This is a genomic window from Klebsiella pneumoniae (assembly GCF_000742135.1).
Taxonomy (GTDB): Bacteria; Pseudomonadota; Gammaproteobacteria; order Enterobacterales; family Enterobacteriaceae; genus Klebsiella; species Klebsiella pneumoniae.
Map to the genome: position 1 here is coordinate 3,839,032 of NZ_KN046818.1, position 13,414 is coordinate 3,852,445.

At 57.2% G+C, this 13,414-nt stretch carries 16 protein-coding genes; 4 read left to right on the plus strand and 12 right to left on the minus strand.

Translation table 11 applies throughout. The annotated features are described in order from the left end of the window. Positions 1-73: 73 nt before the first annotated feature. The 7 genes from proW to DR88_RS07460 form a co-directional block, all read right to left on the minus strand. Positions 74-1,132 carry a glycine betaine/L-proline ABC transporter permease ProW gene (gene proW / locus DR88_RS07490; protein ID WP_004149445.1) on the minus strand — a complete coding sequence of 353 codons (1,059 nt, stop codon included), beginning with the start codon at positions 1,130-1,132 and terminating at the stop codon, positions 74-76. Then, positions 1,125-2,327 (minus strand): glycine betaine/L-proline ABC transporter ATP-binding protein ProV, encoded by a 1,203-nt coding sequence (proV, locus tag DR88_RS07485; protein WP_002914328.1) that lies wholly within the window; start codon positions 2,325-2,327, stop codon positions 1,125-1,127. Before proV ends, proW begins: the two co-directional genes overlap by 8 nt. Before the next feature lie 356 nt (positions 2,328-2,683). After that, positions 2,684-3,646, minus strand: a complete 963-nt coding sequence (nrdF, locus tag DR88_RS07480; protein ID WP_025862144.1) for a class 1b ribonucleoside-diphosphate reductase subunit beta — start codon at positions 3,644-3,646, stop codon at positions 2,684-2,686. Between the two features lie 10 nt (positions 3,647-3,656). Further along, positions 3,657-5,798, minus strand: a complete 2,142-nt coding sequence (gene nrdE, locus DR88_RS07475) for a class 1b ribonucleoside-diphosphate reductase subunit alpha (protein WP_025862143.1) — start codon at positions 5,796-5,798, stop codon at positions 3,657-3,659. Then, positions 5,771-6,181: a class Ib ribonucleoside-diphosphate reductase assembly flavoprotein NrdI gene (gene nrdI / locus DR88_RS07470; protein ID WP_002914321.1), complete on the minus strand. Its 411-nt coding sequence runs from the start codon at positions 6,179-6,181 to the stop codon at positions 5,771-5,773. The genes nrdE and nrdI overlap by 28 nt, the downstream gene beginning before the upstream one ends. Beyond that, on the minus strand, positions 6,178-6,423 hold the full coding sequence (nrdH, locus tag DR88_RS07465; protein ID WP_002914320.1) for a glutaredoxin-like protein NrdH: 246 nt from the start codon (positions 6,421-6,423) through the stop codon (positions 6,178-6,180). The genes nrdI and nrdH overlap by 4 nt, the downstream gene beginning before the upstream one ends. 183 nt (positions 6,424-6,606) lie before the next feature. Continuing rightward, complete coding sequence (locus DR88_RS07460; RefSeq protein ID WP_021312379.1) at positions 6,607-7,038, minus strand: carboxymuconolactone decarboxylase family protein; 432 nt, start codon at positions 7,036-7,038, stop codon at positions 6,607-6,609. 88 nt (positions 7,039-7,126) lie between these two features. Between DR88_RS07460 and pdxR the strand changes: the two genes are divergently transcribed. Continuing rightward, on the plus strand, positions 7,127-8,479 hold the full coding sequence (gene pdxR / locus DR88_RS07455) for a MocR-like pyridoxine biosynthesis transcription factor PdxR (RefSeq protein ID WP_004149442.1): 1,353 nt from the start codon (positions 7,127-7,129) through the stop codon (positions 8,477-8,479). Between the two features lie 143 nt (positions 8,480-8,622). Here the strand turns inward: pdxR and DR88_RS07450 are convergent, their stop codons facing one another. Then, positions 8,623-8,970: an ElaB/YgaM/YqjD family protein gene (locus tag DR88_RS07450; RefSeq protein WP_002914293.1), complete on the minus strand. Its 348-nt coding sequence runs from the start codon at positions 8,968-8,970 to the stop codon at positions 8,623-8,625. A 149-nt stretch (positions 8,971-9,119) separates the two neighbouring features. On the opposite strand from DR88_RS07450, the gene DR88_RS07445 reads away from it, so the two are divergent. After that, positions 9,120-9,482 carry a DUF2002 family protein gene (locus tag DR88_RS07445; RefSeq protein ID WP_002914291.1) on the plus strand — a complete coding sequence of 121 codons (363 nt, stop codon included), beginning with the start codon at positions 9,120-9,122 and terminating at the stop codon, positions 9,480-9,482. Positions 9,483-9,567: 85 nt separating this feature from the next. Here DR88_RS07445 and alaE read toward each other — a convergent pair whose 3' ends face one another. Next, entirely contained in the window at positions 9,568-10,017 is a 450-nt protein-coding gene (alaE, locus tag DR88_RS07440; RefSeq protein WP_002914289.1) for an L-alanine exporter AlaE, read from the minus strand. A 728-nt stretch (positions 10,018-10,745) separates the two neighbouring features. Here alaE and stpA point away from each other — a divergent pair. After that, positions 10,746-11,147, plus strand: coding sequence for a DNA-binding protein StpA (stpA, locus tag DR88_RS07435; RefSeq protein ID WP_002914287.1), 402 nt, complete (start codon positions 10,746-10,748; stop codon positions 11,145-11,147). A 72-nt stretch (positions 11,148-11,219) separates the two neighbouring features. On the opposite strand, the gene DR88_RS07430 is transcribed toward stpA, so the two are convergent. Continuing rightward, the gene (locus DR88_RS07430; protein WP_002914284.1) at positions 11,220-11,399 is read right to left on the minus strand and encodes a GDFGVC terminal motif YodC-like protein; all 180 of its coding nucleotides are present in this window, start codon (positions 11,397-11,399) and stop codon (positions 11,220-11,222) included. Between the two features lie 205 nt (positions 11,400-11,604). Here DR88_RS07430 and lpxO point away from each other — a divergent pair, with 205 nt between their 5' ends. Continuing rightward, complete coding sequence (lpxO, locus tag DR88_RS07425) at positions 11,605-12,507, plus strand: lipid A hydroxylase LpxO (RefSeq protein WP_025862112.1); 903 nt, start codon at positions 11,605-11,607, stop codon at positions 12,505-12,507. On the opposite strand, the gene DR88_RS07420 is transcribed toward lpxO, so the two are convergent. Together DR88_RS07420 and DR88_RS07415 are read right to left on the minus strand one after the other, a co-directional pair. Then, entirely contained in the window at positions 12,488-13,033 is a 546-nt protein-coding gene (locus DR88_RS07420; RefSeq protein ID WP_025367949.1) for a rhodanese family protein, read from the minus strand. The genes lpxO and DR88_RS07420 overlap by 20 nt on opposite strands. A gap of 7 nt (positions 13,034-13,040) precedes the next feature. Further along, positions 13,041-13,340 (minus strand): ArsR/SmtB family transcription factor, encoded by a 300-nt coding sequence (locus tag DR88_RS07415; protein ID WP_002914277.1) that lies wholly within the window; start codon positions 13,338-13,340, stop codon positions 13,041-13,043. Between the last annotated feature and the right edge of the window lie 74 nt (positions 13,341-13,414).

Below are 13,414 nucleotides of genomic sequence, written 5' to 3' on the forward strand. Positions count from 1 at the left end.
TTCCTCTTATTGTTTAACGGGAAGGGCCGCTCCCGGGCATCGGCTGGTGTCGGGGAGCGGCGCTGTTATCGACTTATCGACAGAAAGGGCGAGTGATAAGCCCCAGCGGGCCGGTGGTGTACCAGCGGCGGTTGCCGCGACTGCGGGCGTCGCGACCGACGGCCTGGGTGAGGCGGTCAAGAATAATCGCCAGGATCACGATCCCCACCCCGCCGACGGTCGCCAGGCCCATATCCAGGCGGCCGATACCGCGCAGCACCATCTGGCCGAGGCCGCCGACGGCGATCATCGAGGCGATCACTACCATCGACAGGGCCAGCATCAGGGTCTGGTTAACCCCGGCCATAATGGTGGGCATGGCCAGCGGCAGCTGCACCTTAAACAGCAGCTGGCGCGGGCTGGCGCCAAATGAGCGCGACGCTTCGATCAGATCCTCAGGCACCTGGTTTATCCCGAGGATGGTCAGACGGACGATCGGCGGCAGGGCGAAGATAATCGTCACCACCACGCCCGGTACGTTGCCGATGCCGAACAGCATCACGATCGGCACCAGATAGACGAACGCCGGCGTGGTCTGCATGGCATCTAATAGCGGGCGGATGATTTTCGCCGCCCGCGGGCTGCGCGCTAGCCAGATCCCCAGCGGCAAGCCGATAACCATGCAGAACAGCAGGGCGGTGAGGACCAGCGCCAGAGTGACCATGGCTTGCGACCACGCGCCGATGGCAATCAGCGATACCAGAGTGGCGACCCCCATGCCGAGGCTGGAGATCTGCCAGGCGATTAGCGCGAAGACGATAATCGCCACCGGCGCCGGCATCCCCAACAGCAGCTGCTGGAAGGCGCTGAGGATGTAGTCGATCGGCACGCGGATCCCCTGGAACAGCGGACGGAAGTGCAGCACGATCCAGTCGATGGCGTGGGTCACCCAGCTGTCGAGCGGGATCAGGGTCTTATGGAACGGATCCATGATATTGAACTGTTCCGGCTGCGGCGCAGGGGCGCTGTGCAGCCAGTCGGCGCCGCCGCCATTAGCCGGCGCGGCAGTAGAGGCGCCACCCCAGGCGTCGGCAGCCTGCGCGGCGCTGTCGGTTGACGGGGCGCTGCCCCACGGGTTGGTCTGATCAGCCATGATTCACCCCCTCGCGATCTAAAGCCTGGAGCAACATCCTTTTGGAAATGATGCCAATATATTGTTGTTCTTCATCCACTACCGGCACGGCGCACGGAGCGTGGCCGACGTGGGAGAGCAGATCGCTGAGCGGGGTTTGCGCTTCCACCGCCAGCGGGGCGTCAATCAGCGCCGCCTCGATCCCCTGCCCGGCGCTGAGGGCTGTTTTCAGAGAATCAATCGAGACAATCCCGACAAAGCGATTACCGCGCTCTATGACATAGCCATATTCCCGGTCTTCATCCTGTAATAATTTCAGCGCCGAACGGGGGCCAAAACCAGGCGTTTTACGAATCAGGCCAACCGGGCTGCGGCGGGCAATATCTTTCGCGCTGAATACCTGGCTAATATCCACGCCGCGGAAGAAGGTGCGCACATAATCATTGGCCGGATTATTTAATATTTCATCCGGAGTGCCGACCTGGACCACTTCGCCATTTTGCATAATGGCGATACGATCGCCAATTCGCATGGCTTCATCAAGGTCATGGGAAATAAAGACGATAGTGCGTTGATGCTTCGCCTGTAATTTGATGAGCTCATCCTGCATTTCGGTACGAATGAGCGGATCGAGCGCAGAGAAGGCTTCATCCATTAACAGAATATCGGGATTAATCGCCAGGGCGCGAGCTAAACCGACGCGCTGGCGCATGCCGCCGGAGAGTTCATCCGGCCAGGCGTGGGCATAATTCTCCAGCCCCACCTGACGCAGCGCCTCCCGGGCTTTTTGCTCTCGTTCGGCGGCGGGAACGCCGGCAAGCGCCATGCCAAACGCCGTGTTGTCGAGCACGCTCATGTGCGGCATCAGCGCAAAGGACTGAAAAACCATCGCAATTTTCTTGCGACGCACCTCGCGCAGCTCGGCATCCGACATTTTGGCGATATCGACCCCGTCAATCAGCACCTGGCCGCGGGTGGGTTCAATCAGGCGATTGAGAAGGCGAACCATGGTGGATTTCCCCGAGCCGGAGAGCCCCATGATGACGAATATCTCGCCTTCTTCAATGGCCAGACTGGCGTCTTTGACGCCAAGCGACAGCCCCGTTTTTTCCAGTATTTGCGCTTTGTTGAGTCCTTTCTCAATATATTTGAAAGCACGGTGTGGATGCTCGCCAAATATCTTATAAAGATTTTTGATTTCTAATTTAATTGCCATGCAATAGAGAAGTTCCTGTTATTTGTTTATTGCGATATGATACCCGATGGTGATTATGATCTTTTTACACCCTAACATACTCAGATTCTGTGACAACCCTCAATGGCAAACTCTCGGCAAAATCAGATGGGGGCAACTGTGGCTAAGCCCCCGTGATATAAGGGCTGGGCGGTAATTTGTTGTTGGTAATATTTTTTGATTATCTTTGGATAATTCGACTGAAATGGACCGGTTTTCTGCTAAATATGACGAAGTGATGACGGTTAGGTCATGGAGAGAATATTTGGTGGATTAAACGCTATTTTGTGAAATTAATCACCAGGAATCCGCCTGCGATATTCCTGGTGAAAGTACGGTTAAAAGTCCCAATCGTCGTCGGCGGTCTCTTCCATTTTTCCTATCACGTAGGAGGAGCCGGAACCGGAGAAAAAGTCATGGTTTTCGTCGGCGTTGGGCGACAGCGCTGCGAGGATTGCCGGATTGACCGCCGCCATCTCCGCCGGGAACAGCGCCTCGTAGCCGAGGTTCATCAGCGCTTTGTTGGCGTTGTAGCACAGGAAAGCGCTGACGTCGTCGAACCAGCCGCTCTCGCCGTACAGCTCCCGGCTGTAGGCCAGTTCGTTGTCGTAAAGATCCATCAGCAGATCGAGGGCGAAATTTTTCAATTCTTCGCGCTTGCCGGGGCTGACGATCTCCAGTCCTTTCTGGTACTTGTAGCCGATGTAATAGCCATGCACCGCTTCATCGCGAATGATCAGGCGGATCAGATCCGCAGTGTTGGTCAGCTTTCCCCGGCTGGAGAAGTACATCGGCAGCCAGAAGCCGGAGTAGAAGAGAAAGGATTCGAGGAACACGCTGGCGATTTTTTTCTTCAGCGGCTCGTCGGCCTGATAGTAACCCAGCATCAGCTGCGCCTTGCGCTGCAGGGGATCGCAGCTTTCGCTCCAGGCGAAGGCGGCATCCACCTCCTTGCTGTGGCACAGCGTGGAAAAGATGGAGCTGTAAGAGCGGGCATGAACCGCCTCCATAAAGCTGATGTTCGACAGCACCGCCTCCTCATGCGGGGTTAAGGCGTCCGCCATTAGCCCCGGGGCGCCGACGGTGTTCTGAATGGTGTCAAGCAGGGTCAATCCGGTAAAGACGCGAATGGTCAACTGCTGCTCCGCCGCGCTGAGGGTTTGCCAGGCGGGAATGTCGTTCGACAGCGGCACTTTCTCCGGCAGCCAGAAGTTGCTGGTGAGACGGTTCCAGACCTCAAGATCTTTATCGTCATCAATGCGGTTCCAGTTGATTGCGCTGACGCGCGTTAAATGGGTCATCCTGTTCTCCTTACAGCGCGCAGGACACGCAGCCTTCAATTTCAGTGCCTTCCAGCGCCAGCTGGCGCAGACGGATGTAGTAGAGCGTCTTGATGCCTTTCTTCCAGGCGTAAATTTGCGCCTTGTTGATATCGCGGGTGGTGGCGGTATCGGGGAAGAACAGGGTCAGCGACAGCCCCTGGTCGACGTGGCGCGTCGCCTCGGCGTAAGTGTCAATGATCTTCTCCGGCCCTATCTCATACGCATCCTGGTAGAGGGCCAGATTGTCGTTATTCATAAATGGCGCGGGGTAGTACACCCGTCCGGTTTTCCCCTCTTTGCGGATCTCAATCTTCGAGACGATCGGGTGAATGCTGGAGGTGGCATGGTTGATGTACGAGATCGAGCCGGTGGGCGGCACCGCCTGCAGATAGCGATTGTAGATGCCATAGCGCATGACATCGTCGCGCAGCTGGCGCCAGCTTTCCCGGTCGGGCAGAGAGATGCCGGCGCGGGCGAACAGCGCGCGCACCCGTTCGGTTTTCGGCTGCCACTCCTCCTGCAGATATTTGTCGAAGTACGCCCCGCTGGCGTAGCGCGACTGCTCGAAGCCGGCGAAGCGCTGGCCGCGCTCGCGGGCCAGCTGCATCGAGGTGTGCAGCGCGTGCCAGGTCACGGTGTAGAAGTAGATATTGGTGAAGTCCAGCCCCTCCGGGCTGCCGTAGGCAATGCCTTCCCGCGCCAGGTAACCGTGCAGATTCATCTGCCCCAGGCCGATGGCGTGGGAAGCCGCGTTGCCGGCCGCTACGGAAGGAACCGACTGAATGTCGCTCATGTCGGACACGGCGGTCAGGGCGCGCACCGCGGTGGCGATTGTGCGGCCGAAATCCGGCGAGTCCATGGTATGGGCGATGTTCAGCGAGCCGAGGTTGCAGGAGATATCTTCCCCGATATGGGCATAGCTGAGGTCTTCATTATAGGCGGACGGCGTACTGACCTGCAGGATCTCCGAACACAGATTGCTCATGGTGACCCGCCCGGCCACCGGACTGGCGCGGTTCACGGTGTCTTCAAACATGATGTACGGGTAGCCGGATTCAAACTGGATCTCCGCCAGGCGCTGGAACAGGTCGCGGGCGCGGATCCAGCGCTTGCGGACCCGCTCGTCGGCCACCAGCTGCGGATAGAGGTCGCCGATGGCGCAATCGGCGAAAGGTTTGCCGTACAGCCGTTCGACGTCATAAGGCGAGAACAGGGCCATCTGCGCATCTTCTTTCGCCAGCTGGAAGGTGATATCAGGGATCACCACCCCCAGCGATAAGGTTTTGATGCGGATTTTCTCATCGGCATTTTCACGCCGGGTATCAAGAAAGCGTAAAATATCGGGATGGTGAACATGCAGCCAGACCGCACCCGCCCCCTGGCGGGCGCCGAGCTGATTGGCATAGGAGAAGGCGTCCTCCAGCATCTTCATCACCGGCACCACCCCAGAAGACTGGTTTTCGATGCGCTTGATCGGCGCCCCGGCCTCGCGCAGGTTGGAGAGTAAAAAGGCCACCCCGCCGCCGCGCTTCGACAGCTGTAGCGCCGAGTTCACCGCCCGGCCGATGGACTCCATATTATCCTCAATACGCAGCAGGAAGCAGGAGATCAGCTCCCCGCGCTGCTGTTTGCCAGCGTTAAGGAAGGTCGGTGTGGCGGGCTGAAAGCGGCCGCTGAGTATCTCCTCCGTCAGCTGCCGCGCCTGCTGTTCATCGCCCCGGGCCAGCGTCAGGGCCACCATCACGCTGCGTTCGGCGAAATCCTCGAGGTAGTGCTTGCCGTCAAAGGTCTTCAGCGCATAGCTGGTATAGAACTTCCAGGCGCCGAGGAAGGTCTGAAAGCGAAACGGAGCGCGCCGGGCATGGGCGAACAACGCCAGCACAAACCCGCGGTCATAGCCGGCCAGCACCTGCGGATCGTAATAGCCCTCGCTGACGAGCCAGCTGAGCTTATCCTCCGGGCTGGGGAAGGTGAGGGCGTTGGGCTGAACCTGGGTCGCCATAAAGGCCTCAACCGCCTGGCGATCTTTCTCAAACGGGATGCGGCCCTCGCTGTCGTACAAATTCAGCATCGCGTTGAGGGCGTGAAAATCCACGGCGGCGGTTATACGTTCTGCGGTTGTCGTTGCCAAAATTCGCTGACTCCTTTACGCACGGTGTTGATATCGTCGGGGGTTCCCATCAGCTCGAAGCGGTAGAGATAGGGCACGGCGCATTTTTGCGCGATGACATCTCCGGCACGCCCCCAGCCGTCGCCAAAGTTGCGATTGCCGGCGGCAATCACTCCGCGGATCAGCTGGCGGTTATGCACGTCGTTTAAAAAGCGGATCGCCTGACGCGGTACCGCGCCGGCGGTGCCGCCGCCGCCATAGCTGGGAACGATGAGAATATAGGGCTCGTCTACCCGCAGATGTTCACGCTCGTTCAGCGGGATGCGCACCGCCGGCAGCCCCAGGCGCTGCACAAAGCGATGGGTATTCTCCGAACGGCTGGAGAAGTAGACGATGAGGCTCATGCGCTGGCCGCCGTAAAGGAGGGGCGCAGGCGATTGATCATATCCGGGCGGAAGCCGCTCCAGCGCAGCTCACCGGCGATCACCACCGGCAGCTGGCGAAATCCCTGCTCGCGCAGGGTGTCGGCGGCATCCGGCTGCTGGTCGACGTTGACCATTTCAAAGGCCAGTCCCCGGCTCTCCATGGCTCGCCGGGTGGCATGGCACTGCACGCAGTCATTTCGAGTGTAAATAATAATGCGCATGATTCGTATTTCCATTTAAGATAACAGCACGGCGCTAAACATAGCGTCGAACGTAGTGGGCCATTCGATAAGGAAATACTAGATGTAGTTATTTAAAACTTCAACCACTCAATATATAGCGTTTTTGGCAAGCGAGTCCCCCGCCGGGATAGATCGACGGAGGAGGTGGGAGGCTGTGCGGAACTACAGGCGCATGGCCACGGCGAGGCGGTTAAAGGCGTTCATCAGACTGACGGCGAAGGTCAGATCGCTTATCTGACGCGGGGTAAAATGTTCGCGCAGCGGCAGGTAAACCTCATCTTCCGCATGGCTGGCGGCAATGTCGGTGACCGACTCGGCCCATGCCAGCGCCGCGCGTTCGGCCGGAGTAAAGTGGGCGCTTACCCGCCAGCCCGCAAGGGCATCCAGTTTGCTTTGCGCCATGCCGCCTTTGCGCAGCGCCTGGCTATGTTTCTCAAGACAGAAGGCGCAGCCGTTGATCTGCGAGACGCGTAAATAAACCAGCTCTACCAGGGCGTTGCCCAGCTCGCTTTTCTCCAGCGCGATGCTGGCCTGTACCAGCCCTTTATAGACTTCCGGGCTCAGTTCACTGAATGGCTGACGTAATTGGTTCATGGTGTTCTCCTCTCTAAGACGGTAGCCAAAATAGCACTATAATGGACTGCAAAAGATAGCCATATTCTGATGAAAAAAGCAGACCATAATGGAAGCGATTAACCTCCCGCTTTATCAGCGTATCGCCCGCCAGTTGAAATCGGCGATTGAACGTGGCGAACTGACCCCGGGCAGCCGTTTGCCCGCCAGCCGGGTGTACGCTCAGGAGCAGGGCGTCTCCCGGGCGACCATCGAAAACGCCTGGGGAGAGCTGGTCGCCCAGGGATGGCTCGAGCGGCGTGGGCAGGCGGGGACCTTTGTCAGCGAGCGGCTCAGCCCGCGCCAGCTGGCGCCGGTACCGCCAGTGCAACCGGCCGCGCCGACGGAGCCGCTGCCGTTTCAGATGGGGCTGCCGGCGCTGGATCTCTTTCCGCGCGGGCAGTGGGCGCGGGTGATGGGGCGTCGGCTGCGGACGCAGTCGCGGTTCGATCTTGCACCCGGCGATCCCGGCGGCGATCCGCTTCTGCGCCAGGCTATCGTCGATTATCTACGCCTGTCGCGCAGTATCGACTGTCAGCCGGATCAGGTGTTGATCACCGGCAGCTATGCCGCCTCCATGAATCTTATCCTGCGTACCCTGGCGCAGCCGGGACAGCATATGTGGATGGAAGATCCGGGGTATCCCTTTATCCGGCCGGTCGTCGAGGCTGGGCAGCTGGCGGTGGATGCGATTCCCGTGGACGACGAAGGGATGGACGTCGGCTGGGGCCAGCGTCATCACCCGCAGGCGCGATTTGCCCTGCTCACACCAGCCCATCAGAGTCCGCTGGGGGTCGCGCTGTCGCTTCCCCGACGCCGCCAGCTGCTGGCGTGGGCCGCGGAGCGCGACGCGTGGATCATTGAGGACGATTACGATAGCGAGTTTCGCTATCACGGCAAACCGCTGCCGCCGCTGAAAAGCCTTGATGCGCCGCAGAGGGTCATCTACGCGGGCACCTTCAGTAAGTCGATGTTCCCGGCGCTGCGCACCGCCTGGCTGGTGGTGCCGACCCCGCTGGTGGCGCGTTTTCACCAGACCGCGGAGCGCCAATCCTGCACCGTTCCCACCCTGTGGCAGCAGACGCTGGCGGATTTTATCCAGCAGGGACATTTTTGGCGTCATTTGAAGAAAATGCGTGCCAGCTATAGCCAGCGTAGACAGTGGCTGGAGTCGGCTCTGCAGGCGCAGGGCTTTCAGGTCACGCCGCAGCTGGGGGGAATACAACTGGTTATGTCGGTCAGCGGCGACGATCGGCTGCTCGCGCGGCGGGCGGTTGTGGCCGGGCTGGCGGTGCAGGCGCTGAGCGACTGGCGGATTCGCCACGCGGGCGAGGGGGGATTATTGATGAGTTTTACCAATATACGTTCGCCGGCGATGGCTGACGGACTTGCCCGACGGCTGAGAGAGGCGATTGCGATTTGATGGCGCTTAAGTCGGGGAAGCAGAAAAACCCCTGCGGCCAGAGGCGCGCAGGGGCTGACGCGTATTTGTTATCTTCATTGCCTTCCGTAAAGCTCGCGGGCTACCGCGCGCCAATCGCGCGGCGGCAGCCGACGCTTAAGCTATTATCGACGTAAATTGAGCAATACGCCAATAAATACCCCGACGGCGGCGGCGGCGCCCACACTGTGCCACGGTTTATTGCGCACGTAGGTATCGGCACAGCCCAGCGCATCGCACGCTGCCTGGCGCGCATCCAGCGCCGCCTGCTGCACCCGGTTGTGGCCATTAAGGCGGGCACGAGTCTCTTTTAACAGCGACTGCGCTTTGACACGCGCCGCTTCCGCTTCCTCTTTGGCGTCACTGCCCCATGATTTCAGCACCTCTTCCAGCGTATCCGCTAATTGGCTGACATCGTTATGAATATCTTCGGCGTTCTCGTCAAAATTGTTGCGGTTCACATGGTTAGCCATCGTTATCTCCCTTAATTCCATCGAGTGAGTAAGTGTAGGACAAGATTTTGAATTATGCTTACTGTTGTGGTTTCTGGAATTTTCCGAAAGCACTGTCCTTAATGAATAAGGTAAGGTCAATGTGCGGTAAAAGATAACGAGGAATCAGTATGTATTTAAGACCCGATGAGGTGGCGCGTGTTCTTGAAAAAGCCGGCTTCACCATGGATGTTGTGACGCAAAAAGCGTACGGCTATCGCCGCGGCGATAATTATGTTTATGTGAACCGCGAAGCGCGCATGGGGCGAACAGCGTTAGTTATTCATCCGGCGTTAAAAGAGCGCAGCAATATGCTGGCCGAACCGGCTTCAGATATCAAAACCTGTGATCATTATGAACAGTTTCCGCTGTATTTAGCCGGGGATGCGCAACAACATTATGGTATTCCGCATGGATTTAGCTCACGCATGGCGCTTGAGCGTTTTCTGAATGGGCTATTTGGCGAAGCCCAGCCGGCAATGTCGACGAATTAATACGGCGATAGGCATTTAAGGATCCAGGCGAGGCGGGCTGGCGGGAAGAGGCGACTGGCAGAGCCAGTCGCTGCTAACGCGTTGGTCAGGCCTTCGCCTGCTGATAGGGCGCCACGCGGAACAGGCGGCGGCAATAGTCGAGGAAGTAGCCGTAGGCGGCGCCCATCATCATTGATACCGCCAGGTTCGAGCTCACCGCGGCGACAATCTGGTGCCAGTCAGCACCCACGCTCCACAGAATAGCGACATACACCGGCGACTGAAAGGTGACGTAGGCCAGCACGTCGGCCATATTTTTCATCCACCTGGCTGGGCTGATGCGCCGGGCCTGACGCATGGCGAAATCGCGATAAATCCCATAGGGTACGGCAATAATAATGTTGACCGGGATCGCCACCAGACGCGACGATAACGACTGCTCAAACGTCATACCAGAGAGAAAAATTTCGATCATCATGTTGACGACGGTGCAGTAAACCACCATCGCAAAGGTGTCTGCAACCGCATGCCGCAAGCGGGAGTGCGCAGAGAACATCGGAGTGCTCCTCGAAAATGAAGTCATTAACGCCGAAAAATGCGCGTTGGTATAGCGTTTTTGGGCTGCCTGTTTTGATGTGCGTAGAGTATATCTCTGCATTAAAAGTGGCAACTAGCTATAAATTTTTATTTATCGCCTTTTTGTCGATAAAATACTCTGCGCTGGTTTGTTTTTTGTTCGTTACGCTACTTTTATTCCTGTTTTTGAAAATATCAATATTTATCAATGAGTTAATCTTGATTGCGAAATCGAGACTGGCCGAGGGAACGGCGCCTGATAGCCAACCATGGCGCAACATCACGCGAGTGTGTGATTCCGCTCTCTTTTAGGATTTTTTATGCCGTAAGTCGCGTTTTTATGGTGAAAAATTCTGAATTGCGAATTGTTGTTTTATTCCCAATGTCTGATTAACTATTCACTGCGGCCAAAGGTATGTATCAGAGCGGCCACGTATGAACAGCAGGTAACCCGCTGACCATAAAGCTAATATTCCTGTCGAGAACGGTGGTTTTTCCCGTCATTCTGCCTTTTTTATTTATTCACTCTCTTTTTTGCCTGTGCTTATGAAAAAGGCTCGGGTATTTGCCAATATAGCTTCAGGGGATAACCGCTAATATCCACCTTATATATTTATCTGGACAACCGAAGGCTGGAAATAAATAAACGTTTCTATTACACTTGCCGCGTTGTATCTTTTAATTTGCTATTTGGAATTTTTTAATTTTATGTCTTCAATGTTACACAAACTGAATAATATCCGTTCACTGCGTGCCCTGTCCCGTGAATTCTCCATTGACGTGCTTGAAGAGATGCTGGAAAAGCTCAGGATCGTCACTGAAGAAAAACGTACGCAACAGCAGCAGGCAGCTCAGCAGCAGGCTGAATATCAGGAGAAAGTGAATACCTGGCTTGAACTGATGCGCGCCGACGGTATTTCTCCTGACGAGCTGGTGGCCGATATTCAGCCGCCAAAGGCGGGAGGCAAAAAGCGTCAACCGCGCCCGGCGAAATATCGTTATACCGATCATACTGGCGCAGAGAAAACCTGGACCGGACAGGGAAGAATGCCGAAGCCGATTGCCGAGGCTGTCGCCCAGGGTAAATCGCTGGATAGCTTTTTAATTTAACGCCTTCGGGCCAGCGCCAGCCCGGTGGTGAGAGACCCACCGGCCTGGCCTTACGACTTTAAGCGAGGGGCTTTAACAGACGCCGAAGTCTCCCTCTTCCTGATACGGCGTGACCTCGTCCGACTTCAGCGAATAGCGCTCTCCCTGCTCCTGTGCGGCCTGAACCACCACCAGTTGCTCCCCTTGCACTTCCACCACTTTCAGTTTTGGTCCGCCCGCTCGGGGTTGTACCAGATCGCCGACAGCAAACATAATTCACTCCTCACTGTTAACACCATGGATAAACCTAAACCATAGCTCAACGCCCGCTCACTGAACACCGGGCGTGCTGTTTTTTGTTAAAACAATTTGGAGTTATATGTATTAACATTGTTAATGTTTTGCTGGCGCCATACCGCTGCTGAGAAAGGGGGACGGCGAGGGTAGGGTTACCACCAATCAGGTCAGGAAAGACACCATGAAGTATATCATTCTGTTGATCATTGTTATTGCTGTACTGTATGTCCATTACCGCGGACGGGTGCGCTATCGTTTCTGGCGGCAGCTCTCCGACCATTCCACATTTACCGCGTCGCTGAATGGATTTATGTATTTATTTTCCCGCGTGCCGAATACGCCTTATCTGCGGCCGGAGATGTTTCCCGAGCTGGCGATATTGCAGCAAAACTGGCAGGTTATTCGCGACGAAGGTCTCCACCTTCAGCAGCTGGAGCAGATTAAAGCGGCCGATAAATATAACGATGCCGGGTTTAACTCATTTTTCAAAACCGGCTGGAAACGCTTTTATCTGAAATGGTATGAGGATGCCCATCCTTCCGCCAGCCAGCTCTGTCCGCAAACTACCGCGCTGCTGCGCGATATCCCGTCGGTGAAAGCGGCCATGTTTGCCACTCTGCCGGACGGTAGCCGTCTGCCGCGCCATCGCGACCCCTACGCCGGCTCGCTACGCTTTCATCTGGGCCTGGCAACGCCGAACGATGACCGCTGCTTTATCGAGGTGGATGGCCAGCGTTACAGCTGGCGCGATGGAGAAGGCGTGCTGTTTGATGAGACCTATATCCACTATGCGGAAAATACCAGTGGTGAGAATCGCCTGATTCTGTTCTGCGATATTGAACGGCCGATGCGCTACCGCTGGGCGCAGAAAGTTAACCACTGGCTGGGACGCCATCTGATGAGCGCCGCTTCGGCGCCCAACGATATCGGCGATCGCACCGGCGGGATTAACCGGGCGTTTCGCTATATTTACCAGATCCGTATTGTTGGTAAGCGGTTGAAAAAATGGAATAAGACGGTCTATTACATCGTCAAATGGCTGCTCTTCGGCGGCATTGCCTGGCTTATCTGGAGCGCGTTTTAACCCCCTGGCGCCGGTTCCACGGCATGGTCGCCAGCAGACGCGCCATGCCGCAAAAGCCGGTTACGCCGGCGAAGGTGAGCCCGGCGCCGACCGCGCCGCTGAGCAGGAAAAAGCCGCCGTTAACGGTATAGCCCAGCAGCACCCCCAGTAAAATCAGGACGCCAGCGGCAATTTGCACCTGGCGCATCAGCGGCAGCGGCTGCGATGAATCTTCCACTACCAGCAACCCCGCGGCTTTCCACGCCTGAATTCCTCCTGCCAGCAGGCAGGCCTGCGCCGGCGCGGCGGCCGCGGCCAGACGAATCGCATTATTCTGCGTCCGGGAACCCGTCTGGCAGTGAAAGATGACCGTCTCTCCGGCCCGGGCATTGAGGGGCGCACCGCTGGTCAGAGTGGCGAGCGGCACCAGCTCGGCATCGGGGATATGTTCGCGCGCATATTCATCCGCATCGCGGATATCAATCAGTCTGGCGCCCTGGGCAATTTGCGCCTGGGCCTCGGCGGGAGTTAAGGTGGCGATGGTCATAGGATCCTCACGGGCAATAGAGCGTTTTCAGCGTATTGATCACCTGCTGTACCGCAGGGTGGGTGATGAAATAGTGGATACGCTGGGCGTCGCGCTCGCTGTCGATCAGCCCCTCGTCACGCATCCGCGCGAGGTGTTGCGAGGTGGCGGAGGGGCTCAGCCCTGTAGCCCGGGCGAGTTCGCCGGCGCTGGCCCTGGGCGCATCGCACAGCATGCACAGGATCAGCAATCGGTGAGGATTGCTCATCGCTTTCATCAGCGCGGCGGCTTCTCCGGCGCGGGCCTGCAGGTCTTCAGGTGTGGTCATTTATTTTAGCTTTGTCTAAATTTAGATAACTCTAAAATAAAAAGGCCGCCAGCGCCAGCACAATTTCTCCACGA